This is a genomic window from Pseudomonas sp. HK3 (assembly GCF_052920985.1).
The window spans coordinates 1,273,181-1,299,468 of the sequence record NZ_JBREXD010000001.1; the positions used below are offsets into that span (position 1 = coordinate 1,273,181).

18 protein-coding genes (1 of these 18 cut by a window edge) are annotated in these 26,288 nt (G+C 41.5%); 7 read left to right on the forward strand and 11 right to left on the reverse strand.

All coding sequences use genetic code 11. From position 1 onward, the window contains the following. From ACU6U9_RS05930 to ACU6U9_RS05940, 3 genes are all read right to left on the reverse strand, one after another. A protein-coding gene (locus ACU6U9_RS05930; RefSeq protein ID WP_446734135.1) for an Ig-like domain-containing protein crosses the window boundary here: on the reverse strand, positions 1–7,806 show its 5' portion. 22,218 nt of this gene lie to the left of the window's left edge; only the first 7,806 of its 30,024 coding nucleotides appear in the window; its start codon is at positions 7,804–7,806; its stop codon lies off the left edge, out of view. After that, positions 7,799–9,850: an Ig-like domain-containing protein gene (locus ACU6U9_RS05935; protein ID WP_446734136.1), complete on the reverse strand. Its 2,052-nt coding sequence runs from the start codon at positions 9,848–9,850 to the stop codon at positions 7,799–7,801. Before ACU6U9_RS05935 ends, ACU6U9_RS05930 begins: the two co-directional genes overlap by 8 nt. A 355-nt stretch (positions 9,851–10,205) precedes the next feature. Further along, positions 10,206–10,868, reverse strand: coding sequence for a TetR/AcrR family transcriptional regulator (locus ACU6U9_RS05940; RefSeq protein ID WP_446734137.1), 663 nt, complete (start codon positions 10,866–10,868; stop codon positions 10,206–10,208). A gap of 233 nt (positions 10,869–11,101) precedes the next feature. On the opposite strand from ACU6U9_RS05940, the gene ACU6U9_RS05945 reads away from it, so the two are divergent. The 7 genes from ACU6U9_RS05945 to elyC all read left to right on the forward strand — a co-directional run bounded on the left by ACU6U9_RS05945 (position 11,102) and on the right by elyC (position 18,236). After that, positions 11,102–12,544, forward strand: a complete 1,443-nt coding sequence (locus ACU6U9_RS05945; RefSeq protein ID WP_446734138.1) for a coniferyl aldehyde dehydrogenase — start codon at positions 11,102–11,104, stop codon at positions 12,542–12,544. 11 nt (positions 12,545–12,555) lie between these two features. After that, positions 12,556–13,107: a twin-arginine translocation pathway signal protein gene (locus ACU6U9_RS05950; RefSeq protein ID WP_446734139.1), complete on the forward strand. Its 552-nt coding sequence runs from the start codon at positions 12,556–12,558 to the stop codon at positions 13,105–13,107. A 21-nt stretch (positions 13,108–13,128) separates the two neighbouring features. Continuing rightward, positions 13,129–14,721, forward strand: coding sequence for a GMC family oxidoreductase N-terminal domain-containing protein (locus ACU6U9_RS05955; protein ID WP_446734140.1), 1,593 nt, complete (start codon positions 13,129–13,131; stop codon positions 14,719–14,721). 86 nt (positions 14,722–14,807) lie between these two features. Beyond that, positions 14,808–15,287: a pantetheine-phosphate adenylyltransferase gene (gene coaD, locus ACU6U9_RS05960; protein WP_446734141.1), complete on the forward strand. Its 480-nt coding sequence runs from the start codon at positions 14,808–14,810 to the stop codon at positions 15,285–15,287. Between the two features lie 42 nt (positions 15,288–15,329). Continuing rightward, positions 15,330–15,575 (forward strand): YfhL family 4Fe-4S dicluster ferredoxin, encoded by a 246-nt coding sequence (locus ACU6U9_RS05965; RefSeq protein ID WP_446734142.1) that lies wholly within the window; start codon positions 15,330–15,332, stop codon positions 15,573–15,575. 152 nt (positions 15,576–15,727) lie between these two features. Continuing rightward, entirely contained in the window at positions 15,728–17,428 is a 1,701-nt protein-coding gene (ggt, locus tag ACU6U9_RS05970; RefSeq protein WP_446734143.1) for a gamma-glutamyltransferase, read from the forward strand. A 55-nt stretch (positions 17,429–17,483) separates the two neighbouring features. After that, positions 17,484–18,236 carry an envelope biogenesis factor ElyC gene (gene elyC / locus ACU6U9_RS05975; protein WP_446734144.1) on the forward strand — a complete coding sequence of 251 codons (753 nt, stop codon included), beginning with the start codon at positions 17,484–17,486 and terminating at the stop codon, positions 18,234–18,236. 338 nt (positions 18,237–18,574) lie between these two features. On the opposite strand, the gene ACU6U9_RS05980 is transcribed toward elyC, so the two are convergent. The 8 genes from ACU6U9_RS05980 to ACU6U9_RS06015 form a co-directional block, all read right to left on the reverse strand. Then, entirely contained in the window at positions 18,575–19,189 is a 615-nt protein-coding gene (locus tag ACU6U9_RS05980) for a hypothetical protein (RefSeq protein WP_446734145.1), read from the reverse strand. A gap of 64 nt (positions 19,190–19,253) precedes the next feature. Further along, positions 19,254–19,946: an HAD family hydrolase gene (locus tag ACU6U9_RS05985; RefSeq protein WP_446734146.1), complete on the reverse strand. Its 693-nt coding sequence runs from the start codon at positions 19,944–19,946 to the stop codon at positions 19,254–19,256. 1 nt (position 19,947) lies between these two features. Further along, complete coding sequence (locus ACU6U9_RS05990) at positions 19,948–20,607, reverse strand: DUF484 family protein (protein ID WP_446734147.1); 660 nt, start codon at positions 20,605–20,607, stop codon at positions 19,948–19,950. A gap of 369 nt (positions 20,608–20,976) precedes the next feature. Further along, positions 20,977–21,816 (reverse strand): diaminopimelate epimerase, encoded by an 840-nt coding sequence (dapF, locus tag ACU6U9_RS05995; protein ID WP_446734148.1) that lies wholly within the window; start codon positions 21,814–21,816, stop codon positions 20,977–20,979. 11 nt (positions 21,817–21,827) lie between these two features. Next, positions 21,828–23,081 carry a diaminopimelate decarboxylase gene (gene lysA, locus ACU6U9_RS06000; protein WP_446734149.1) on the reverse strand — a complete coding sequence of 418 codons (1,254 nt, stop codon included), beginning with the start codon at positions 23,079–23,081 and terminating at the stop codon, positions 21,828–21,830. Positions 23,082–23,089: 8 nt separating this feature from the next. Beyond that, positions 23,090–23,221 (reverse strand): LPS translocon maturation chaperone LptM, encoded by a 132-nt coding sequence (gene lptM, locus ACU6U9_RS06005; RefSeq protein WP_446734150.1) that lies wholly within the window; start codon positions 23,219–23,221, stop codon positions 23,090–23,092. 79 nt (positions 23,222–23,300) lie between these two features. After that, positions 23,301–25,277, reverse strand: coding sequence for a class I adenylate cyclase (locus ACU6U9_RS06010; RefSeq protein ID WP_446734151.1), 1,977 nt, complete (start codon positions 25,275–25,277; stop codon positions 23,301–23,303). Further along, positions 25,270–26,169 carry a class I adenylate cyclase gene (locus tag ACU6U9_RS06015; RefSeq protein WP_446734152.1) on the reverse strand — a complete coding sequence of 300 codons (900 nt, stop codon included), beginning with the start codon at positions 26,167–26,169 and terminating at the stop codon, positions 25,270–25,272. The genes ACU6U9_RS06010 and ACU6U9_RS06015 overlap by 8 nt, the downstream gene beginning before the upstream one ends. Between the last annotated feature and the right edge of the window lie 119 nt (positions 26,170–26,288).

Sequence of the window (26,288 nt, forward strand, 5' to 3'; positions counted from 1 at the left end):
ATTTGCGACTAACGCTAGCTCGTCCTTGTGAGCTAAACCATATACATCTTCAAACGGTATATCTGCACGCCCTGCCATCAAGTACGGTAAGCCAAACTGATTATCGCCGTTTTGCTTATTAAAAATTAACAATTCACTTTGACCGTACTCATCAATACGGCCGGTTTCTGGATTTTTATTAATATCGGATTTTAACAAGCTAACAAAAGACGGTTCTTTCCCATTAATAACATCAGTAATGCCTGATTTTACTGCCAATACGTAATCTTTATCTGCAGAGATTTCAGCTATGGTTCCTGTAAATATTTCAGCGGTTGTATTTAGGTTTGCAGAGTAAGTAAATGTGTCTCCATTGGTTTGTTCATCTGTATTGGCGATCCCCATATAATAAACGCCAGTATATGCCCCCATACCGTCATAATACTCTTCGGCCTGTAAATCATTATAATGAAAATTACCCAAACCTTTTTCTACATTGTAAGGACTTAAACTAGACCAAGATGCTACAAGTGCACCTGATTTTTCTTTCCCTGCATATTGCGATACTGCATTGTAATAAACTGTTTTGGCTGAACTATTTGGAGCACTAAAGCTAGGCTTAATAAAGTAGTTTCGGCTAAATTTCATACCTACTTCGACAATAGATTCTACTACTTCTGGGTTTTTATCCGCACTTGTTTCAACCCAAGCTTCAATACGAACACGCTGAACACCAGAGTCATCATGGCTAAAAATACGCCCATTTGAATAATTATAACTATGAATATAATAGAAATTTTCTGGCTCGCTCACTGGCTCTGTGGCAAGTAAGTCAGTGTCATTATATAAAAGCTCAACTTGATCTTCATATAACATAAACCAATTACCAGCATCGTCTTGTTGCTCACGGGTAAGACGCATATAGGCATGTCTGTCCATAGGATTACCTATATCCTCAACCGCCATAAGCAACCTTACGTGTCCATCATCTCCAGCTTTTATAGTGACAATATCGCCGCTTGTAGGTGCCAGTATGTATGGCTTTGGCTTTACTGTATCTGATATTTGTTTAATAAACCTTGGTTGTGAGACGCCTTCTATGCCTTGATTATCAATAGCTTTTGCTTGGATTACTGCACCATCTAGCCCTTCTGGTAATTGTATATAGGCTGTGTAAGCATGATCCAGCTCAAAACCTCCACCTTGTGTCTCCACACTTTGATAGACCGTCTCTACTAATAAATCATTAAGATAAAAATCAACTCTACTGACACCATCTGCACCTAAATCATCAAACACATTAGCTGTCACTTCTAGACTTTGCCCTTCGATAACAGAAGATGAATTATTGAATGGCTTTATAATCGTAACGACAGGGGGTTTATTTTCATTAACTGTAATAGTTAGAGGGCTTGATAATTCAGACCAAAACCCATCAATATCTTTTGCTTTTGCTTTAAAGCTAAGTACTTTATCAACAGAATCAGTTATCGAATAATGGAACTGGAATGGAGCTGCAGCGTCAACGCCTAGCTTCTGTTCAGAGCCATCTTCTGCAATTTTATATAACTCAACCCTATCAACACCAAATTCATCTTGTGGTAATGGCTGAAGAACAATTGCACGCCCCTGAGTGACGCCTTCCGATACATCAATTTGAAAACCTCGCTGATCCAATACTTGAATACTATCAACTGTGGGAGGCAGGTTACGCTTAATAGTAAGTGGTAAAGATTTAGAAGTGACATTGCCCGCGCCATCGCGTGCTTCAACTTTAAATGTAGCATTAATTTCATCAGGTAACTCATCACCTTCGAAATAATCTTTTATAGATTTTATCGGTAGACGTCCAAAATATGGAGGTCCAGTACTTAGTGTTTTTGATAAAATTTTGTCGTTATAAATTATTTCATAAGTAATGGTTTTTACTTCGACATTATCAAGAGCTTCTACAGAGAAAGGGAGATAACGATTTTCAATAATATAAATTTGCTCATCTGGATTAGGTTCATTTATCGTTAAAGACGGTGGCTGTGTATCTGCTACAACATTGATTATGACATTATTAAATGTAGTAACCGATCTGGCCTCATTTACACCATAAGTTAACTCTGTCGCCAGTGCAGAAAAATTAATTGAACGACCTGATTGTCCATATGGTAATTTAATTAAATATTCATATGGATAATCCATATCAATAAGCGTTTGATCATCACCTAAAACACCTTTTGCATCCAGAACGACTTGCTTTAATCCTATGTCATCAGTTGCATTAATTTGCACCAGTACTGATTGCCCTTCAGTATATTCCGAGCCATCCAAGGGCGCAGCAATAGCAATCACTGGTTGCTCATCTTCTACAATTTTTAATGTTAAAGATTCAATGACTCTATGCTTATCTAAGTCGCCAGTTACTTCACCATAGGTATCTACCGCCTCAACCTTAAGGATTATTTTATTTCTTGATGCGTTTTCAGAATCAAAATCAGGGATATCAACAAAATAATTATAGGGTCCGCCTATCAATTTTCGTTCTGAAATCAAATTCTCTTGAGACGACTCTTCATGATATGCAAACAAGCGCACATATGCCAAACCAACATCATCAAAAGCATGCACGTTTACATATAAACGATCCCCTTCAATCACTTGAGAACCTAATACTGGCTCTACAATATCAAGGACGGGTCTTTCATCTACTCTAACAGGGAAGCTCAGTTCGCGAACTCTGCTATTCCCATTCGTATCTGTCACAACCATTTTCACCCAAAAATCTACTCTGTGATTCTCAGTGAAGGTATCTATTAACCCACCACCCAGTGAATTTAAAATGTCTTTCAAGTAAGGGACATGTAACAACCGTTTATATTCGGGTGTATCTATATTCACACTTGATGCTGGCACCGCATCATCTGCTGGTATCCCCGTAATATTTAAAAACTTATTATCAAAAGTTGGTGCTTGATAGCTACCATCAGGATAGCTCACTCCAAATCCAGTATATGCAGCAATAGAGTCGACTTTGACGTTATCAAAAGCTGAAATTCGCACTGTGAAGTCAGTATTCTCAATTGGTGCGTATGAAAAATCTGGATCTTTAATCACAAGCTCTGGTTTTATTTCATCGGCTACTACATTCAGCAATATGATATGTGAATTTATTGAGCCATCTACATCGGTAATTACCGCTTTAACTTCAACTTGTTCACTTTGTCGAACAATTCCTTGAGGCATCCTGATTTTATACTTTGCAACACCTGAATTGCGACTATCCTTACGACCAAATTGGTTTGCGATTGATTGAGTATATTTATTTTCTAATCTGTCATAAATAACATCAAACGCTGCATCGACCTCCATTACAGAGTCATCAACTGCTTTACTCGATGTTTCATAGCTAGACATAGCACCGTTTACAAAAAATTGAATTTGTTTCTTTGCATCTATTGTTCTGTCGTCAGCATATGCAACCATAGCTGTTAAATTAATCGAACCCGCTGCTATAAATTGATTTTCAACTGGAGAAAAAATCTGTACCTGAGGCTGAATATTTTCCATCGGATGAACAAAGAACTTTACAGACCGTACTTGGCCAAGTGTATCCATCACCTCTACTTCATACTCTGTTGTTTCTACTTGATCAAACGTGATCTCAAACTCTGGTCTATCCGTTTTTTGCCAAATAACTGCACATGGCTTGTCATAAAGATAAGGATCAGATACTAAAATTTTCTCACCAGTTCTAGTCAAACGATAAGCTTTTGCATGTTTTAAACCCACATCATCAGCAAGCTTAAATTTAGTAGAAAAATTAGCGCCAGCCCTAACCCAAAACTCACCATAATTTAAGCGCGTTTTATCCGTATATTCTATGGTACTAGACTCAAATGATTCCCAAGATATGGTTGGAGTATTGTTCTCTAACACATGAAGTTTCATTTCTTTAGTTACAACATTGCCGCCTCGATCTTTTACTAGCAATTCAAGCTTAGCGTCACCAGAGATGTACCTAAATGGATGCTCATATGTTAATGAAAGATTATTTAAACCATAAATACCTGTTGAACTTGACTGTTTTTCACCATTTAACCATAGAGACACCTCTCCTATTCCATAGCTATCATCCTTTGCCGAGAACTCTATGGCTTTTCTATCGCCTGGTTTGATGTTGCTCAATAATGTATTAAGCGTTAAATCTGGTGCTGTCTGATCTTGTTTAGTAATTTTTGTAAGCAAATGTTGAACATCGATATTTTGTCGAATGACGCTTTGGTAATCCGTTGCAAAAAACAATATGCTTAAATCATTATCGACTGTAACTGGAAGTAAAAATCTATTCTCTGTTTTCGATAATGCAGAACTTGATAAACTAGGTATTAGTCCGACTTCTGATATACCTGATACACTATCGGCAAGTATTACATTGATTTTTGTATACTTAGTCGTTCCAACAAAATCCTTCATTTCATCATATGTTAACGGATTAAATCTTGATAACGATGAAATTTCTTGATGTATTGATTTAATCGGCGAATCTTCATTTAATATATTGATTTTGATCCATGACAATTTTTGTATTTCGTTATATAGATTTGAAAGTATTTCATTTATATCTGTGCTACTAGCACTTATAACGTCAATATCTATACATTGATCCTCAGAGCCGTATGTGATTTCAAACTGAGTATCAATGGGCATTGATATATTATTTATATGAGAGTATTCCTCTTTGTTATATGTGAATAACGTATCATTTTTTATTTCTAAATATTTGTCGCCTTCTCGTCCAAAAGAATAATTTTTATTATGAGATTCTGGATAATTTACTGAGAAACCTGTTTCAGATAATATTGTCATCGGCTTCTGATATGCCTTATATCCTCCAATTTGGTAGCCTTGTGTCTTTTCTTCATAGACAACGGTTACATTTCGGTTATCTATATCACTTAAAGATGTGGCAATAAGTCCAGCTTGTAGGTCGTTATAAACCGCCGCTATATTATCTTCTAAAGTAACTCGAACAGCGCTCAAACCATTTTTTTGCCAAGATTCGTTCGGAAAGCTTTGATTAATTGACAATATTGGTGATGGATCAGGTATATAATCGAATTCAAAGGCTTTGTTTGTAATATTTCCAGTAGCATCTTCAGCTGTAGCAATTACAGTTACTGTATCTAATGTTAATAAATCTAGCCCATCTATTGCTTCTAAATTAACGCCCAATCCAGACATACTAAATTCACTATTTATTAAGTCGGTTTCACTAGCAATTTCATACGTATTGGTATTCGTATTGTTCGTAGCAAGAGATACGCTTACGGACTTCAAGCTTGTATCATCAGTAAACCTTAAATCAAATACTAATGGCTGCCCTTGATAGATAACGTCAACTGGTTTTGTTAATTCAATTATCGGTGCAATTGCGTCTGCAAGAATATTTATCTTAAAGTTTTCAGATTTAGTTTCGTTATCGCCATTATCAATTATTGAGAAACGTAAACCTAACTGTTTTCCTGAGTAAGCTGACAGTGCTTTTTCAAATAAAAGGCTACCGTTAAAATCTCGCTCGAATTGATCTACATATAGTATTTCACCAAAAGTGCCGGGGTTAGGAAGTTTAACTTTTTCGATCCGAGCCTTACTTATCAGTTTTTTCCAGGTCATTACTTCAACATTACCATCAGGATAAGTTAGCTCAGCCTTAAAGCTGTCTTCTGCTACTAAGTCATCCCATGCGATCGTAGGTATAAATTTATTATCAGAAGTCAATGCTGTAATATTTAATTCATCTCCAGGATATACATCCAAGACTAAATTCTCTGGCGTTACAATATTTAACTCGGGTGCATACTTATCACTCATTATTTCTAAATTTAATGGCGATTCGATTCTTTTACCATTACTCCCTATAACGAATGCATATATCTCTAATTCGCCTTGACGAGTACTTGGTACTCTGAAACTGCCATTATAATAAACACCTTCTTTTGCTTTATCTGCACCACCATTTTGGACCTCTAAAATCTCCTCAACAAGCAAGTCGCCATGTCGATTGATTCCATAACCAACTTGTGATATTCCAATATCATCACTTGCCAATATTGTTATAGGAACAACTTCACCTTCATAGTAACGTGCGCCTTGAGCTGGCAAGCGAATGCTTATAGATGGATCTTGGTCATTTTTAAGCTTGTAACGCCATATTGATTCACTTTTATTACCGAAGTCATCTATCGATTCTAGCTTAAGAACTGCATCAGTAGGAACGTCACAACTCGCATGCTTACAAAATAATTTTTGTGCTTGCACATTAACTGATTCAATAGTTTCAAAATCAACCACATCAAAAACTTTTGAATAAATAACATCATTAGCATTAAGCAATCTTAGGCTTTTAATACCGCTTACATCAAGCGCCTTAATGTTAAAATATATTTTATCATCGAGTATAAGTTCTGAACCTTGAGTAGGAGAACTAATGGTAGCTGACGGCCCTAATATATCCTTGCTTATCGATATATCTAATTCTTTAAAGCCGAATTCATTAGAGCTCTCACCCAAGTTATCGAACGCAGTCACTTTTAGTTTTAATTTTTTATCTACATTCCCAAAATTTAATGCATTTAACGATACATCCCAACTATAGTTCTGTCTTTTTCTCGGAATTAAGCCGGTTGATGCATCGGCCGTTTTTTTGATTATCGTTGTATCACCATCTTTAATTTCGAGCACCAAACGACTTACGGCTACATCATCCTTATCCTTACTAATTACACTTACCCTCAAGTCTTCTTTAGGATTTAATATACTAGAAGCTACACTTAATTCATTTACCTCGGCTCCTAAGTTTTTATTAACACGAATAACGGCCTGTGTACGCGATTCATTTTTATTTTTATCACGAGCAACGGCTGCTACTTTGTAGCTCGCATAGCTCAAGGAATCTGTGTTATTAAGTTTTGGGGTATCCACTAAAATAGCAACTGAAAATTGATTAAGGGTATTTGGAATCAATATAGGATCGAGCGTCTCAACATTAGATAAATCATCCGTTAATTGATAACCTATATCTATTTTTTTTAAACCATGGATTTCTAAATCTGCAATACCTACATTATCAAACCCAACAAACTTTAGAACTTGCGTTGATTGCTCAGGGACATTAGCAATGGATTCAGCACCTTCGGTACCATTAATTTCTGGAGATACCCAATCTATTACAGGTGGCCGATCATCATGCCCTAATGTCGCTTTAACTTTTTGGCTTGTGGATTTTTGTCCTGATGAATCGGTAACGATTGCCCATATTTCTAGTATTTGCTCTGCCAAAATATTATCAGGAGCAAGATATTCAACAGAATAAGGGGCTGTTAAATCAACACCAAGGCTTACACCATTAACAAAAAATTCAGTGCTTTTAACTAAAACATCATCAACAGCGCTTGCACTAACACGAATTTTTTCACCTTCAGTAATATATTGTGAATTAACGGGACTTGTTATTGTAGAGGTAGGGGGTTGATCCCCTGAAACTAATACCTTAACAGTGTTCGTTTCAATTAATTCTCCATGTAAATCCTTAGCTTGAAATTTAACACTTATTGACTCTCCAATACTTTCAGAAGGCACTAAATAGTTAAAACTTATCTTTTCTTGTTTGCTTGCAAATGCTCCTAAGTATTGAGTGGGCAATACATATAAATCCGTTTTACCTATTTTTTCTTTTTCTTTATTTTCTAAAAAACGCAAGTCAAATGTTTTTAAACTCTTCAATTTATCATTAATATACAGCCTAAATTCTGAACCTTGGTACAGGGTATCATCCATACCTATGCCTTCCAATTTTTATTTTTTGCCCTGCAGTAACTGTTGCATTATTCTCTGGTGATGCGACCAATACTGTAGGCTCTTTGTTTTCAATTATTCTAATTAAGCGAGTTTCATCACGATAAATAGAACCGTCATTTAGTGTATACTTGGCATATATTGACTGGGAGGTTTCATGAGTTGAAATAATTGGTGCTTTGAACTTCATCTCCCATACTTCAAAAAGATGCTTTTCTTTCTCGGTATCTACTTCTATGTTTCTTTCTTCTATTTTAGGGAACCTAGTAGAACCAATTTCTTCGTCATCCAAAAAGACTTTCACACTGGATATATTGCTATTAGTTCTGATATTAGGTTTTATTTCTCCCAAGTCGTGGGCTGCTCGATACCAAAAAAAACTGCCCTCAACAACAGCTAAGGCATTACTTGGGGACTCAAGTACGTAAGATGGTTTTGATGCCTTAATTTCCTCACCTACTGTCGCGGAAACAATAATAGATTCAGTTTGCTGGCCGATATTATCAATAACAACAGCACTGTAATTGAATGTTGAACCATTCATAGAATCAACAGCATTAATATTTAATGTATATGGATAATTATCGCGCGAGGCGATCTCATTACCATTTTGCTTAAATATTACCTTGCTCACCTGTACGTCATCACTCACATCAGCATTAATTTCTATTACCCCCCCTACCGTAACCCTTGAGGTCGTATTAAGCTGAATTTTAGGGTGAGCATCTTCAATAGACACTGGCAATGGGAACAATAAGCCTTCTAGTCGTGGCGATGAGACATTTAAATATATAGGAGATTCTTGAGAGATTTCAGCTTTTGATGCTATTTTTTTTGCACTAATATCAGCAAATTTAGAGACCGTATCCTCCAGTGACACAGAGAATGGGAAAGTATCACTTAGCTTAGCAATGGTTCCATCATCGAACTTTGCGCTTAATTGCGGTAGATTATGATATTGATTTAAACCAACCAGAGGCAGTACTGCATCATCCAAGTAACCTGTAAAAAATAAGGATGTAATTTTACGAGAGAATACTAATTCTATAGGCAAAACAACGGTTTCAGCACCTGGATAACTGACATTAACCGATAATCCTTTTTTATCTACTTCTTTTTTAGCAAATACAACACCTGATTCTGTCACGCCTAAAAATTCAGAATCACTGACTTCATAGCTCGCACCACTACCACGGCCAACCAGGGGAACCTCACCTCGAAACTTATATTTTACAACGGGAAGTATCTGCACATAATCAAGCATATTTGTTATTAATATGCTGTCATTAAGTGCGCTAAAGTCCTGAATCTCGTCATCTATAGTTTCGCCAGTATATTCAAACTCACTAACAACAGAAATATTGCCTGAAGCATCTACAGCCTCAGCCTCAATAATTAAAACACCATCACCAGCAATCACATCTAAAGGTAACAGCTTCGAAAATGGGATCGCCATTGAAATTTTTGTAGATAAATCGCTTGAAGGGTAAAATCGACCGCTAAAATCAATAAATGATTCACTTTGAACTGACTCAACAACGCCGCCTGCATTTCTTAAATCACTAACACGTAAGCCTTGTATTGATAAACTAAGATAAGACACATCTGTGTCATCTGAAACATTAAAGGACAGATTTACAACTTGTGAGGGCTCTATAGATATAGAAGATGATTGTAAGCTCAATAATGGCGGTTCATTTTCTAGAATAAAGCTTTCAGATATTGTTTCAACAGCACCATTCGTCTCAACGAGATCTAATGTAATCTGGCTTTGACTGGCCATTAGCTTTTTAAGACCTAAAAATTGACAGCCAACCTGTGAGCTAGGAAGCCTTATTGCATCTGAAACTAGATATTTAACAGAATTGTATTCGATATGAGAAAGGCTAGTACAATCAGAAACAGAGACTGAGAACTCTTTTTCTGTTTCAAAAGAAGATAATTGGGACAACAATCTAATATCTACATCAAGCCCATAGCTGGCAGTAGATAAAAGTAATGTAAACAAAGCCGCTAAGCGCTTCATATAATACAGTCCCTGTAGTATTTTAAAATTGCGCGGATCCTACTAGGTGTATACTGCCATTACAATTTTTTTGTGTTGAAACTAAGCCGATGATCTAAGTAATCAACATTCAAATACCACAGAACACATGTATGCCTATAAAAATTCACTAAATCATATCAGTTATCGTTTGAAGGAGCCTCCAACTCTTCCCCCTGCGATAAAACTTGTAATGACGTAAGTCACCGTTATCCGAACGGTAAACTCGATGAAGTTTAATTTTTATATAGCATGCGCCACTATAAAAAATATTTTCTATGCAAATAAAAAAAGCCAGCAGGGCTGGCTTTTTATTATACTGAATAATCAAATCTTTCTACGGCAAAGCCGATAACTGATCCAACGATTTACCCAGCTTGGCCGCAATAGCCGCCACGGGTTCTTTGTACTTTTCAGTTAAGAAAGGTCGCTCTAAAGCGAATATTTGATACACACCTGCATTGAGCAGTTCTCGGCTTTCTTCTTGAGCATTACTTACTAATAGGTTTGTATGCATAAAACCAAACCATGATGTGACTAGTATCCAAGTATTTAATGCGAGTGCGCGCAATTCTTCATCGTTAGCAGCGATGATCTCTGCACTGCGCAGTGCCATAAAAATGATTTCAGTTCGGCTTAAGCAGCGTTTAAAAAATGCGTTATAACGCTTATGAAGATCAGGGTCATTTTGCAACAAGTGCTGCAAATCACGATGTATAAAACGGTAATCCCATAGGCCTTGGAAAATAGCTTTTAAGTAAATGAGTTTATCGTTAACGGTTAACTCTCGCCCTTCTGGCAATTGTAAATTGTCATCGACTTTGGATTCGTATTCAAGGTAGATATCAAAGATGATTTGTTGTTTGTTTTTAAAGTGGTAATACAAATTGCCCGGACTAATACCAAGATGTGATGCAATATGATTAGTCGTGACGTTGCGCTCGCCCTGTTCATTAAACAGATCTAAGCTGGCTTGAATAATGCGATCACGTGTTTTCATACTGCTTTCCTATTAAGACTTTAAATCACCATTAATACTGTGGAGATTCCATCCCACAGCTTGCTGCATTTTGGCCGAACATTCTCGCAATCCTACCGTTTATTCGCAACGAAGAATTGATACAGGTATCTATTTCGGCCACCTGTGTAACAAATAAACATTTGACCTGTAGAGCAATAGCTCTAATAATAACTTAAATTCGCTACATTGCACACTAATAAGAGGATACTTGTATGGTCGCTACAGCCGCTCAAATGAATGACGAACAAGCTCAGATCACTTACTTGCATGGTGTATTTGCTAAGCAAAAAGCCGCCTATGCTAAGTCCCCTTACCCAAGTGTTCAGCAGCGCCGTAACGATTTAGACAAACTTGCCGCTATTTTGCGCGAATACAAAGATGAGCTGGCCGATGCCATGAACACCGATTTCAGCTGCCGCTCTAAAGATGAAACGCTACTGGCTGAAATCATGGTGACTCTTGAGGGCATCAAATATAACCGCAAAAACTTAAAAAAATGGATGAAGCCAAGCCGCCGTCATGTGAGTGCGTTGTTTGCACCTGCTTCTAATAAGGTGCATTACCAGCCTAAAGGTGTGGTCGGCATTATGGTGCCTTGGAACTACCCTATTCAATTAGCCGCGGCCCCATTGGCTGCCGCGCTTGCAGCAGGTAACCGTGCGGTTATTAAATTATCTGAATTTACACCAGCCACTAACGAAGTCATGCAGCGCATGTTTGCATCTGCGTTTGATGAAGACCAAGTGGCATTAGTGCTAGGTGAAGCGCAAGTAGGGGCTGAATTTTCTAACCTGCATTGGGATCATTTATTGTTTACGGGCTCAACCGCGGTTGCTCGTCATGTCATGAGCGCCGCGGGTAAAAACCTAGTGCCGGTAACCCTTGAGCTTGGTGGTAAGAGTCCTTGTATTATTACAGACAACGCGTCATTAAAAGGCGCGGCCGAAAGTCTTATTTTTGGTAAAGCCACCAATGCAGGGCAAACCTGTATCGCGCCAGATTATGTGCTGTGCCCCGCTAATATGATGGATGACCTAAAGGCACAATTGAAAGCCGCGTATAAAAAGTCGTTCCCAACGTTACGTAATAATAATGATTACACCGCCATTATAAACGAGCGTCAGTTTAATCGTTTACAAGGTTATTTAACCGACGCCCAAGAAAAAGGCGCTAGCGTTGAGGCATTAAATAATGCCAACGAAGACTTCTCTGGCACACGTAAAATGCCATTAACTTTAGTGACCAATACCACCGAAGACATGGTCATCATGCAAGATGAAATCTTTGGGCCACTGCTGCCAATTTTAGCCTACAACAATTTAAACGAAGCGCTTGATTACATTAACGCGCACCCACGCCCATTAGCATTATATTTATTTAGCCATAACGGCAATGAGCAAGAATACGTATTAGAAAATACACACGCAGGCGGTGTGGCGATTAACGATTGCTTAACACACATCGCGCAAGACGACATGCCGTTTGGTGGCGTAGGCGATTCTGGTATTGGTGCCTATCACGGTAAAGAAGGCTTTTTATCACTAAGCCATGCTAAATCTGTGCATAAGAAAGGTCGTTTCAATAGCGGTAAATTTATTCATGCGCCTCATGGTCGCTTAGTGCATCGCTTAATTTATAAATTCATTATTCGCTAATCAATATCACTATGAATAGACGTGATTTTTTAAAACTGGGGGCCGCCAGTTCGGCGGCGCTTACCGCGACAGCATTCACTGCAACCTTAACCGGTTGCTCTGAATCATTACCAGCCAATAGCCAATGGAAAGTGCTGCGCGAAAAAGATCGTGTTCTTTTGGCCGCCATTGCGCCTGTCATGCTAAAAGGCAGCTTGCCGAGTGGGCCTACAGCTCGACAGCAAGGTATTGAAACCATGCTCGAATACATTGACATCGGTATTTCAAAACTTGGGCCTCATAACACAAAGCAGCTGTCTGATTTATTTACATTGCTTAACTTTGGTTTAAGCCGAGGTTTAACCGCAGGCGTGTGGAGCAAGTGGGAAGACGCATCAGAAACTGAAATCGAAAACTTCTTAAATCGCTGGCGTGATAGCTCAGTGAGTTTATTTAATATGGCATACAACGGGTTAAATAAATTAATGTGTGCCACTTGGTTTGGTCAGCCAGCCGCTTGGCAAAACGTCGGCTACCCTGGGCCACTGTACCCTGAGCAATTAATTACAAAATCTTCACGATGAATTTGGCGGATAAGAATTAAAATGGCCATTCCTGATATTTTTAAGCAGCGCGCCCAGAGTGAAAACTGGGACATTATCGACGCTGGCAAACTACAAGCACACCAAACCATCGAAGCGGACGTTATCATTATTGGTACGGGCGCAGGCGGTGGAGTAAGCGCCGAAGTATTAAGCCAAGCGGGCTTAAATGTGGTGATGATTGAAGAGGGCGGCCTGTTTACATCTGACAGTTTCAACATGGATGAACTCCAAGCCTATGGTGACCTATACCAAGAAGGCGCGGGGCGTACCACTAAAGATGGCGCCATTAGTATTTTTCAAGGGCGCGCCGTTGGGGGCACTACGGTTGTCAATTGGACATCGAGCTTTCGCACACCCAACGACACCCTAACCCACTGGCAACAACATCATGGTGTAAAAGGCTTAACACCTGAAGCCATGACGCCCTATTTTGAGCAAATGGAAAAACGCTTAAATGTCGCTAAATGGGCCATGCCACCCAATGCAAACAACGATATATTAAAACGAGGGTGTGAGGCCAAAGACTGGAGCTGGGCAGTGATCCCACGTAACGTGACAGGTTGTTGGGATTTAGGCTATTGCGGCACAGGCTGCCCAACCAACGCCAAACAAAGCATGCTGGTCACTACCGTCCCAGAGGCCCTTAAAAACCGCGCCAAGCTGTTTTATCGCTGCAGCGCTGACCGCATTCTATTTTCAGAACATAAAGCCGAATCCGTTGAATGCTTAGCGCTCGGCCCTGATGGCAAAACCCCAACAGGGGCGCGCCTAAGCTTTAAAGCGCCACATATTGTCTTAGCGGGCGGCGCCATTAATAACCCAGGTTTATTGTTGCGATCTAACGCTCCTGACCCCCACAATCGCATTGGTAAACGCACCACCATTCACCCGGTTAATGCTAACCTTGCGAAAATGGATTCAGTGGTGAACGCCTTTCATGGTGCGCCGCAAAGTATTTACTCGGATCAATTCCAATGGAATACCGATGGCGGTATCGGCTTTAAACTAGAAGTCCCCCCCATGCAGCCCACAATGGGTGCGCAGATCGTGGGGTTTCATGGCTTACAGCTCACAAATACCATGGAACAACTGCCTAATTTACAAGGCACCATTGCCCTTTTACGAGACGGCTTTCATGAGCAAAGCCAAGGCGGCACCGTAGAGTTAGACGGCGGCGGCAAACCCGTGTTGGATTACCCTCTCACCGATTACATCTGGCAGGGCTTACGCAAAGCGCACCATGCTATGGCCGAAGTGCAATTTGCCGCAGGGGCCAAAAGTGTGATGCCATTGCACCATGACGCCACGTTTTATCAATCATTAAACGCCTGTAAAACCGCCATTGATTCGCTGCCACGGGAGCTGCATCGTCAGCGCCTCATGACAGCTCACCTTATGGGCGGCTGCACAATGGGTGAAGATATGAGCGAATCAGTCGTCAACAGCCAAGGCCGCTTTCACCATGCTGACAACCTTTACGTAATCGACGGCTCCGTGTTCCCCACCAGCATTGGTGCCAACCCGCAGTTGTCTATTTATGGCCTCGCCCTTAAGCAATCAAGTCAATTGGCCGCTATCATCAAACAAGGCTAAAATGTGTCACGGCGCTCACTTTTGTTGAGTGCCGTGGCTAAATTGATTAACATGCCGCACTAGCATCCCGCCCCAAGGCAGATTTCATGATTAAAGTGATCTATCCCGGAACATTTGACCCTATTACAAATGGTCATACCGACCTTATCGAACGCGCTGCGCGTATGTTCGATCAAATAGTGGTTGCTGTTGCCGAGAGCCCAAACAAAAAGCCATTGTTTGACCTTGAGCTACGCTGCGATCTAGCACGCGAAGTACTCAGCCACGTGAAAAACGTAGAAGTGGTTGGTTTCAACACATTGCTGGCTCACTTTGTAAAAGAGCAAAACGCGCAAGTTTTATTACGAGGCCTGCGTGCCGTATCGGATTTTGAATACGAATTCCAGCTAGCCAACATGAACCGTGCCTTAGCGCCGGATGTTGAAACCGTGTTCTTAACCCCTGATGAGCGCCATTCTTATATTAGCTCTACTTTGATTCGTGAAATTGCCCGCTTAAATGGCGACGTGAAGAAATTTGTCCACCCTGTAGTAGAAAAGCATCTGCTAGAGAAATTTGGCATTTAGCATTAAGCTGTTATTTAGAGTCTCAGATTCTAGGAGTAAAATATGGCCTTAATCATTACCGACGATTGCATTAACTGTGATGTTTGCGAACCTGAATGCCCTAACGAGGCCATCAGTGAAGGGGATGAAATTTATGTTATCGACCCTACAAAATGCACAGAGTGCGTAGGTCACTACGACGAGCCTCAGTGCCAATTAGTGTGCCCTGTTGACTGTATCCCACTGGACCCAGACAACGAAGAGACCCAAGAAGAACTCATGGATAAATACGAAAAGCTAACGACTTAAATCGTAAAACCATTCAATGAAACCGCTGCCATTATCACCAGCGGGTTTTTTATACCTGCTTTAAATTAAGAATCACTATTCCACACCACTCATTACCTGACGCGCCCTATTTATTATGCTTAGATAACAGCTAAATTATTTTGGGGTGTCTCATGAAAACGGTATTCGCATTTCGTTTATTACTACTCAGTTGTTTATTAAGCATCATTGGTTGCAGTAGTCATAATTCAGCAACCGAGCCAACACATAAAGGCGCAGTGGCATCGGCCCACCCACTTGCGACACAAGCCGGTATGGATGTTTTAAATGCTGGCGGTAATGCATTTGATGCAGCGGTAGCTACCGCAGCCGTGCTTGCAGTCGTTGAACCTTACAGCGCAGGCATGGGCGGTGGAGGTTTTTGGTTACTGCACGACGCCAAATCACAAAAAAATATTTTTGTAGACGCCCGCGAAAAAGCCCCGCTTAGCGCACACCGCGACATGTACTTAGATGAACAAGGTAATATCATCCCTAAGCTGTCCGTTAACGGCCCAATGGCGGCGGGCATTCCTGGGCAAGCGGCCGCGTTTGCACACCTAGCCGAAAAATACGGCCAGCTGCCATTGAACCATACACTGCGCGACGCCATAAAAATCGCAAACCAAGGTTTTACCACTGACCATCATTACGCAAAACTCGCCAACTACCGCAAAGGCGCACTCAACCAATATCCAAGCGCCGCAAAAATTTTCTTAGATAAAGGTCAAGTACCACAAGCTGGTTTCATGATTAAACAGCCCGATCTTGCTAATACGTTACAAGCGCTTGCCGATAATGGCTTTGATGGTTTTTATAAAGGTAATGTTGCCCAGCAGTTAGTTAAACAAGTACAAAAAGACGGCGGTATCTGGCAACTTTCTGACTTAGAAAAATACCAAATAATCGAACGAGAACCCATTACCAGCCAGTACCAACGTCATACCATTATCAGCGCGCCACCACCAAGCTCTGGCGGCATTGCCATCGCACAAATGCTTAACATGTTAGAAAGCTTACAACCTGAATTAAATTGGAAAACACTAAATGACGCGGATCAAATTCATTTATTAAGTGAAGTCATGCGCCGTGCCTATTTTGATCGAGCACATTATTTGGGTGACCCCGATTTCGTCAATGTGCCACAAGACAAGCTGCTTAATAAAAACTATAACGCCCTATTAGCGCAAACCGTTGATATGGATAAAGCCACAGATAGCAAAACACTGGGCAGCCAAGTTCAAATTTTTGAAGGTTTTCATACCACCCACTTAAGTGTGCTGGATAAAAACGGCAACCGTGTCAGTGCAACATTAAGCATTAACTTGCCGTTTGGCAGCGCCTATTTAGCAGACGGCACTGGTGTATTACTCAATAATGAAATGGATGATTTTTCATCCAAACCCGGTACACCCAACGCCTATGGCTTAGTCGGCAACGAAGCCAATGCCATTGCCCCAGAAAAACGTCCTCTGTCTAGCATGACGCCAAGCTTTGTCGAAAGTGACAGCCATGTTGCTATTTTAGGTACACCTGGTGGCAGTCGAATTATCACCATGGTATTTCTTGGCATGTTAGAACATTTACAAAACCAACCTGTTGAAAACTGGGTCGATAAAAAACGTTTTCATCATCAATATTTACCGGATGTCATTCAGCATGAACCCGATGCACTGTCTGATGATGTAAAAAAAGCACTCATAGCCAAAGGGCATAAATTAAAAAGTGTGGGTCGAAAATACGGTAACATGCAAGCGATATTACTAAACCGTAAAACCCAAGAAGTAACTACTGCTGCTGATAAACGGGCGGTTGGGCAAGCACTTGTACAATAGTATTTTGCAAGCATGCTTGCTTGCTACTTAATAATAACCATAAGAAATTTTTAGTATGCTAGAACTTGGATTTGTCATAAAAAAGACCATTGCTTTTTGGTTGATGCCTTTAAGTATTGTGGTTTTGTTATTATGTGCTTCGGTTTTTTGCTTATGGAAAAACCCTCAAGCACGTATAGGAAGAATTCTCGCCAGTATTTCTTTGATTCTTTTAATTGGTTTTAGTTGGCATCCACTTTCAACACCACTGCTGCGCAGCATCGAGCAAACCAACACGCCTTTCGATATGACACAAACGGTGGATTATGTGGTGGTGCTGGGCAATGAAGTTATTAGTGACCCGAGTATTCCGCTAAGTAGCCATCTTTCAAGCTCTGCTACCGCTCGTTTACTTGAAGGCTTACGGGTATTGAACGCCAATCCCAATGCACAATTAATTGTTACCGGCTATGCAGGGAAAAATTCAAAAAGCAGCGCGCAAGTTTATAAAGAAGTGGCCGTCAATCTAGGTATCGACAGTGAGCGCATCATAGCGATTGATTGGCCAAAAGACACAGAAGAAGAAGCACAAGCGGTTAAAAAAATTGTCGGCAGTCAAACCATAGCCGTAGCAACCAGTGCCAGTCACATGCCCCGCGCAATTCAATTCTTTTATAATCAAAATATTAACGCGATACCTGCCCCCACTTTTTATTTAGCGAAACAAGCAAAGAGTCAAAACTGGCGATTCAATGCAGCGGGGTTATTAAAGACAGAGCGATCGTTTTATGAATACATTGGGCAATTATGGCAGTGGTTAAAATCATAAGCCAGGCACTAAACTGCGTTTTTAATAGCAAACGTTACTATCAATACTGCTTTTAAACGCTAGAGGTTTCTAAAAAAAATACGTTTGAGAACCAGTACGCACGCCTAAACACTCACCCTGTTAATTTAACCAAAGTGGATTAAATTAACTAAATAACCTCATGAGAACAGTAAAGATGAAAATGCTCATGTTTAGCGTGCTAACACTCTGTTTGCTTGGGTGCCATCACAGCACCCAGCCTCAAACAACAGCGTTCAGTCCGTCAGTCCCCGTCGCTGAAAAATTATCAGCAAAGCCTGAATCATTAATGGCCGACTTTGCTCATCGATATTAAGGTTTTATTGGGTTTTAAACGTAAATGCTAAACCAATATTATTGCTAATATCGCCATTTACATAAGAAGAATAGCTCAAGTCCATCCAGAACATGTCCGTAAACTGGTAACCAATACGAGGTTTAAAGTACAAACCGGCATCAATATCAATATCTTCGTCAGGGCAGTTACTGCAATTATCAACTGAACGATCTGCGCGTATTTGCTCCATCCCGACTAGCACATCAACATTTAGTTTTTCGATGGCATGTCGATATCCGCCTTCAATAAAAAAGCTGATACCGCCTGCTTCTGCTTCTCTGGAGTCACGTCTGCCATTATAGGTCATGACATCAACATCGTATGAGCCATTATCGTCCATCATGAGCAAGCCAATACCAGCCGCCACTAAGAGGTTCGATTTCTTTCCTTGCCAATAAACATTCACACTTTGCATGCTATCGTCAATCAAGTTACTCGCTGCAACTTTTTCATCAATAGACATGGTTTGTAAAGAGAAGCCCCAACTATGATGGCTCGAACCATGGGTCTCTTGCGGCATTGATACAGGGGTGTTTTCCATCGCAATACTGGAAAGTGAGACAGCAAGTAAACTACTCGCTAAAAATGCGTGTTTCATAAAACGTATACTTCTATGTTAAAAATTGGCGCGCACAATACCCTATTAAATAGGTGTTGCGCGTTTAGGTTAATTCTCGAATGTGTCTAATCGTAAGGTGAGGCGCAAAGTCTTGCTGCCATTCGCGAGACCCGTCTTTGAGCCACGCGGTTTTCATACCCATTTCATGTGCTCCCAGCATGTCATGTACTGGGTGATCTCCCACATGCAATACAACACTAGCATCGCAACCTAAACGCTCAAGTGCGTGCTCAAAAATATCAGCATGGGGCTTGGGGCGTTCGAATGATTCCGCTTGCAAGCAAAAATCAAACGCGTGGCCTAAACCTGTTTTTTCAATATCGGCATTGCCATTGGTAATAGCAATTAATTGATAGTGAGATTTCAGTTCATCTAAGGTTGTGAGTACATCATCAAACAAGATAACGTTTTGACGAGCAGTATAAAAAGCATCAAAGCAATCCGCTGATAGTTGCTCGGCATGACTGTAACCAAATTCAGAAAACAATTGCTGCAAAAACTGTTGGCGAGCAAAACTGATTTTATTGGTTAAATGCGGATTCGATTTTATAAACTGTATTTTTTTGTCACGTAACTGCAACTGGGAGAGATTGGCTAACACATTGGGCGTATTATCTTGCATCCATTTTAACATGGCCTGTTCGGCCTGCAAGATCACAGAATGTCCGCTCCATAAGGTATCATCCAAATCAAAACTGATCACCTTAACACTTGAGGGAATAACAACATCCGACATACTAAAGTAAAATATCCAAACGGCGACTGATAATCTCACTTAAGTAATCTAGAAATAAGGTATCCATATTACTTTTGAAATAGTCATCATCTTTATGACCAATCGATAAAATACCCAAATCATTTTTAAGTAAGCACGCCGCCATAGAGCCAACCCTAGATGTATCATGAAAAAACAATTCCATTTGATCATCACTTAACTGGCCACAAAATGCTTGCTTACGACCAAAGTGACGCACCAATTGATCTTGCATTTCAACTTCGGTGACGGATTGCATGGTCATAGCGGGTACAAATAATGTGATGCACGCATGATCAACGCCATACAAAGCTATCATGGCTTGCTGCAGTGATTGCTCTACTTCTTCAATAGATTGCGCATCGAGCAAATCCAATGTTAAGCGGCGTGTTTGCTCAAATAAACGATCATTACGACGGGCATTATCCACCAGCTGTTGTAAGCGGTCATGCAGTTCGTTATTTTTTTCACGCAGAATTTTACTTTGATACTCAACTAACGAAACCGATGCGCCGGTTTCATGGGGCACATCAAGCTGAGCGACGATCTCAGGATAGTGACGAAAAAAATCAGGACGCTGCTTTAAAAATGCCGCCACTTCGCGCTCGTTAAGTGAGCTTTTATCCTGCTTCTTTTTTTCCATAACGTTTTTTAATTTCCGTTTTCTTTCAACGCTTTCAAGTCAAGTATAAAACAAGGAGCGCTAACCCATCCTCGTCATACCGTTTCTTTTAGCCACAAACTCAATTTTGTAGGGTAGGCATTGCCCACCATCAACAATCTGCGTCAGGCGATGCCTGACCTACCTAACGTTTTCATAACGGTTTTTAATTTCCGCTTTCTTTTAACGCTTTCACATCAAGTATAAAACGAGGGCGCTAACGCATTCTCGTCATACCTTTTCTTTTAGCTATAAACTCAATTTTGTAGGGTGGGCATTGTCCACCATCAACGATCTGCGTCAGGCGATGCCTGACCTACCTAACATTAAAACTCACGTTAACGCTGTGGGTCAAACTTGAATACGGCCTTCAAAAACACGCTCGGCCGGCCCTTTCATAATCACATCACCTTCGCCGTCCCAGCAAATGGTGAGAGAGCCGCCGGGTAAGTTTACTTGGACTTCGTTATCCACTAAGCCCCATTTATGTGCGATTACCATAGCGGCGCATGCGCCTGTGCCGCAGGCTAATGTCCAGCCGGCACCACGTTCATAAACCCGCAAATCCATTTCACCACGATCTTTAATTTGCATAAAACCAGCGTTAACACGCTTGCTAAACTGGGCATGTTTTTCAAGTTCAGGGCCAAGCTGGTTAACGATGTCGCTATGCACATCGTCAACCTGCATCACGCAATGTGGGTTGCCCATAGACACGGCTCCCACTGTCACTTGTAAGTTACCTTCGTTAAGCGGTAAATCTAACGTGTATTGATCTTGTTGCGCCGACACATCAAATGGCAACTTGGTCGGGTCAAAACGTGCATGCCCCATATTCACCACAACGTCGCCATCGTTTTCGATATTTAATTCGATGATGCCTGAGCTGGTTTCAACTTTAATCGGGTTCTTAGCCGTTAAACGCGCGTCATGAACAAAGCGAGCAAAACAACGTGCGCCGTTGCCACATTGTTCAACTTCACTGCCATCGGCATTGAATATACGATAGCGAAAATCCACCTCTGGGTTTGACGGTGTTTCGACAATTAATAGTTGATCAAAACCAATACCAAATTGACGATCACTTAACTGACGAACCAATTCTGGGCGAAACGCAAAATGTTGAGTGACTAAATCCACCACCATAAAGTCGTTGCCTAGGCCGTGCATTTTGCTAAAGCGTAATAACATTGCCGTGTGCCTTATTCTGAAATCAATGTCTCTAACATTAACTGATCCGAAATCGTTTCGCGACGACGAATTAAATGCGCATTTTCGCCATCCACCATCACTTCAGCCGGTTTGTTACGCGTATTGTAGTTAGACGCCATGGCAAAACCATAAGCACCTGAACTCATAACCGCTAATAAATCCCCTGACTGTAATGCGAGTTCACGGTCTTTACCTAAAAAGTCACCGGTTTCGCACACAGGTCCAACCACATCATAAGATTGCTTTGGTGTATTACTGCGAGGCTGTACTTCGACGATACGCTGCCAAGCGCTGTACAAAGACGGGCGAATTAAGTCATTCATGCCGCCATCAATAATGGCAAAGTGCTTATCACCATTATTTTTAAGGTATTCAACTTGTGTGACAAAAATACCTGCGTTAGCCGCAATAGAACGACCAGGCTCTAATACCAATTTTAAATTACGACCCGCTAGTTTTGGCAATACAACATCGGCAAAATCTTGTGGTGTTGGCGGCACTTCGTCGTCGTATGTCACGCCTAAGCCACCCCCTAGATCGATGTGCTCAAGTTCAATCCCTTGCGCTTTTAATTCATCAATCAATGCAAGTAAGCGATCAAGCGCATCGAGGTAAGGGTCGATTTGTGTCAGCTGTGAACCAATGTGGCAATCCACCCCTTTGATTGTAATGCCTTCTAATTCATTAGCGCGGGCATACACATCCTTGGCGGTATCGATATCCACACCAAATTTGTTTTCTTTTAGGCCAGTTGATATATACGGATGCGTTTGCGCGTCAACATCTGGGTTTACACGTAAAGACACGGGGGCTTTTACGCCCATCTCAACAGCCACGTCGTTTAAGCGCTCAAGTTCCGCCGCGCTTTCTACGTTGAAGCAATGCACACCGACTGCTAATGCTCGGCGCATTTCATCAGCGGTTTTTGCCACGCCTGAAAACACCATTTTATCCGGTGAGCCACCTGCTTTAAGCACACGCTCTAATTCGCCAACCGACACAATGTCAAAACCTGCGCCCAGTTTTGCCAGCACATTCAACACTGCAATATTAGAATTAGCTTTGACGGCATAGCACACCAATGCGTCTTGACCCTTTAATGCCTCAGCGTAGGCTAGGTAATGTTGACTAAACGCTTTACGAGAATACACATATAACGGCGTGCCAAACTTATCGGCTAAGTCACTCACGGCGCAGTTTTCGGCAAATAGCTCGCCGTTTTGATAATCAAAAATATCAGTCATAACAATTCTTAGCCTCTCGGCTGGCCTTGTGTAGTGGACATGGCGGCGTCTGATTGAGACGTATCTTGTGGTAAATACAAGTCCCCTTTTTGCCCGCAACCGCAAAGGGTTAGCACAGCGAGTATCATCAAATAGCGCATGTCGATGGCTCATTAAAATAAAGGCGTCGATTATAGGGGTTTAGCGGCAAGCTGGATAGGCCACAGCGCAGGAAACACGCTAGGAATTGGCATTATTGTCCTGTGGATAAAGCTCAATAAGAGCCTGATTAAGGCGCTGTTCTAGTTTGTACTTATAATCGAGGTAACTGCAAGTTTGCAGCACCTTGTTACCGTTGCGGGTGTGTAGGCGGTCGGAAATCGCAATATCCGTGATATACACAGGGTAAGGTTTATTGTGTTGGCGTAGATTCACAAGATGCCGCACCAACGCTTTATAGACTTGGTCGCCGTATTCCATTTGACTGAAATCATCTTGATCACACTGCAAGATAAAACCGATTTTATCGTTGGCGTCAAAATCCACCTGAGCATGCACATCAAAATAACGCCCTTGTCCCAGACCCTCTTTTGGGCGAATGGGTCGCATGGTCAGCGGGGTTTCTTTGGTGGGTAACATGATTTCAAAGTATTCGATTTGCCGTTGCTGCACGGTTTCATTTTCGCCATAACGATAACGGTTCTGGCGATACTCAACTTGGCGTAAAAAATGGTTTAATGGGTTTATTAAAGCGGCTTCGTTGTATATGGGAGTGCGCCATTGAATCAAGGAACCGCGCTCATCAATCACATATATTTGCGCCTGTTTTTCTTGCTTTAAGTAATACACTTGCAGGGCATCAGGGCGGCCACTCTCACAAATCATTTTAATAACCGAGCCACGTAATGCATGGCTATCGAGCATAATTTGACTGTAAACACTTTGAGGCTTTGATAGCTGTTTAAACAACTGCAATGGCTTATCGTAATGATAAATAACAGGGCGACCATCACTAAATTGAATCAAATGATAAACGCTGGATATTTGTAAAATATATCGGCGCCTTTGATTGGCTTTTGCCCCATAAAAACAATCGCGCACCTCGCTCATAACCTTTTCAACGCGCTCAGCAATGGCCTTTGGGCGGGTCGCACAATAGCAATAAACCTTCAGTTGTGGCGGTGCTTGAGTACAGTTTGGCGGGTAAGACATTAGGTAATCTTCGATGACTCGTAATAACGCGTTTTGGCCTTCATAACGGTTCACCAATACTTCGCGCCAACTGTTAAAGACCATCTGGTCAATGGTCAGTACTAAATTTTCTTTCAGCGCACTGTAACCTAATGAGTCCGTGCGATTGGATATTTTATGAATGCCACGCCGCGTGTAATGACTCATTGGGTCCACGAATACATTAATATATAAGCTGACGTGCCGCGGTACTGGCGGCTCATCAAAGTTAACCTCAATGTGCTCGGTTAATGGGGTCTGATGAAAACTGTTGATAATCTCTTTAAGCTCATAATCTTGACCATGCTGGCGGCCCTGATACATGACCACATTCGTGCCTTTTGCCATCACTTGATTAACATGGCTCCACGCCAAAAGTTCGATCAAACTGGATGATTTTTTGATGGCATTCTGCGCACCGCCCGGACGCGCAATCCCTGTGTATAAACTCCAAGCCATTTGCGGAATACGCTGGCGAATATTCTGCCGGTTCAAATGCAAGCTGAGTTTATCTTCTTGAATATCTTTACTGATCCCTGGGTTGATTAAATCAATTTTGCCCGGCTTGCGGTCAAACGTGGCATACAGCTTATGCCCCAATAACGTCATATCTTTTGCGGTCAGCATGGTGTCTTGTTGATAGCTGCGACCAAAATGAGATAAAAATTTATAACTATGAATCAGCTCATTCACTAGGGTTTTGCGCTCTTGCACCACAGTATGAACTTGCCAATGGGCACGATTATCCAAGTGCAATAACAGACCTTCTGTCCAACCCCATTCCGTGATGACGGGCTTTAAAAAATCGCGTTTCCAGTGCTGACGCCGTGCCGACTGGCCCATTGCAATATTCGCTTTAAAATAGATACATCGGCGTACAAGCTCCAACCGGCCCACTTCATCGCGGGCGAGCAAATACGCTTCAAGACGGTCGTAGAGCAGCAAATAAGGGTCTAGCTTTTCAAGATTGGTATCGTCTTTAAACATTCGCGCTTTTAAATCTAAACTCAGCGCACGCACATCCGGATAAACTACTGGCGTAAGCTTCGGTTAAAAATAATTTAAGAATCGATTTGTACGGGCTACCAATGGCTTTGTAGAGCTGCCACATGCCGGCTCCCACAAACTCCCCTGCGGGAATACTTCCTATGCCACCAAAATCAATCACCTCTTCAGGCTGAACAAACCCTTGTGTTTGCAGGCGGTAAACAAAGTCGTCGTAATTATTTTCATGCTCAACTGGCACCAGCCACCACAAGGGGTAACACCCACAAAGCAAAATACTGGTGCGGTAAAATTCGTCTAACAACAAGTGATGCTGAGCACTGCCGCAATCCTCACCGTCTAAGTCATTACGATCCCCTTTGACGAACTTTTCTGCATCCATTAAAAAAAAATGGACTTCCAAACCAATGTTATCGGCCCACTTCTCGATGGCGCTGGCCTTTTCTTGCAGCAAATCTAGCTCGTCCTGCGCGATGCTGGGCTCATGACATAACCAGATATCCAAGTCGCTGCCGCCGCTGTGGCCAAGCGAACCACAGCTGCCCATGATAAACATACTCTTAATTGTTGTTTGGCCTGAGCGGCGCTGGGAGTACTGGAAACCCATTGCCAAGCCAGCAGCGGCTCGCAGGGTATCTTTAGTCGGAGAGTAGCGCGCAACACCACAAGGGCACTCATACCCCACAAAGCCAGGCAGCTTCTCGTGATTCACGTGATACAACAGGCCAATGATGTCGAGTAATACCCGCTGACGCTCGGTTAATGCCAACTGGGTACGCTCTAAACGATATTGGTTGTAGGTCAGAAAACGCTTAACCACTGCCGTAGCGAGGTTCTGATCAAACCCCTTCGCGCCTTTGGTTAAATCTGCCATATACAAAAACCACCTACATCGACTGCGTCACTGAAAATAATCGCTGTTTTTTTAGACAAAACAGCAAAGACAAATAGCGCCAGAGATTCAGGCTGTTATACTCCGCCGCGCTACGTCTT

Coding starts and splice junctions, on each gene's coding strand:
- ACU6U9_RS05935 (WP_446734136.1), bottom strand. CDS start 9,850: ATGAAGCGCTTAGCGGCTTTGTTTACATTACTTTTATCTACTGCCAGC.
- ACU6U9_RS05940 (WP_446734137.1), bottom strand. CDS start 10,868: ATGAAAACACGTGATCGCATTATTCAAGCCAGCTTAGATCTGTTTAAT.
- ACU6U9_RS05945 (WP_446734138.1), top strand. CDS start 11,102: ATGGTCGCTACAGCCGCTCAAATGAATGACGAACAAGCTCAGATCACT.
- ACU6U9_RS05950 (WP_446734139.1), top strand. CDS start 12,556: ATGAATAGACGTGATTTTTTAAAACTGGGGGCCGCCAGTTCGGCGGCG.
- ACU6U9_RS05955 (WP_446734140.1), top strand. CDS start 13,129: ATGGCCATTCCTGATATTTTTAAGCAGCGCGCCCAGAGTGAAAACTGG.
- coaD (WP_446734141.1), top strand. CDS start 14,808: ATGATTAAAGTGATCTATCCCGGAACATTTGACCCTATTACAAATGGT.
- ACU6U9_RS05965 (WP_446734142.1), top strand. CDS start 15,330: ATGGCCTTAATCATTACCGACGATTGCATTAACTGTGATGTTTGCGAA.
- ggt (WP_446734143.1), top strand. CDS start 15,728: ATGAAAACGGTATTCGCATTTCGTTTATTACTACTCAGTTGTTTATTA.
- elyC (WP_446734144.1), top strand. CDS start 17,484: ATGCTAGAACTTGGATTTGTCATAAAAAAGACCATTGCTTTTTGGTTG.
- ACU6U9_RS05980 (WP_446734145.1), bottom strand. CDS start 19,189: ATGAAACACGCATTTTTAGCGAGTAGTTTACTTGCTGTCTCACTTTCC.
- ACU6U9_RS05985 (WP_446734146.1), bottom strand. CDS start 19,946: ATGTCGGATGTTGTTATTCCCTCAAGTGTTAAGGTGATCAGTTTTGAT.
- ACU6U9_RS05990 (WP_446734147.1), bottom strand. CDS start 20,607: ATGGAAAAAAAGAAGCAGGATAAAAGCTCACTTAACGAGCGCGAAGTG.
- dapF (WP_446734148.1), bottom strand. CDS start 21,816: ATGTTATTACGCTTTAGCAAAATGCACGGCCTAGGCAACGACTTTATG.
- lysA (WP_446734149.1), bottom strand. CDS start 23,081: ATGACTGATATTTTTGATTATCAAAACGGCGAGCTATTTGCCGAAAAC.
- lptM (WP_446734150.1), bottom strand. CDS start 23,221: ATGCGCTATTTGATGATACTCGCTGTGCTAACCCTTTGCGGTTGCGGG.
- ACU6U9_RS06010 (WP_446734151.1), bottom strand. CDS start 25,277: ATGTTTAAAGACGATACCAATCTTGAAAAGCTAGACCCTTATTTGCTG.
- ACU6U9_RS06015 (WP_446734152.1), bottom strand. CDS start 26,169: ATGGCAGATTTAACCAAAGGCGCGAAGGGGTTTGATCAGAACCTCGCT.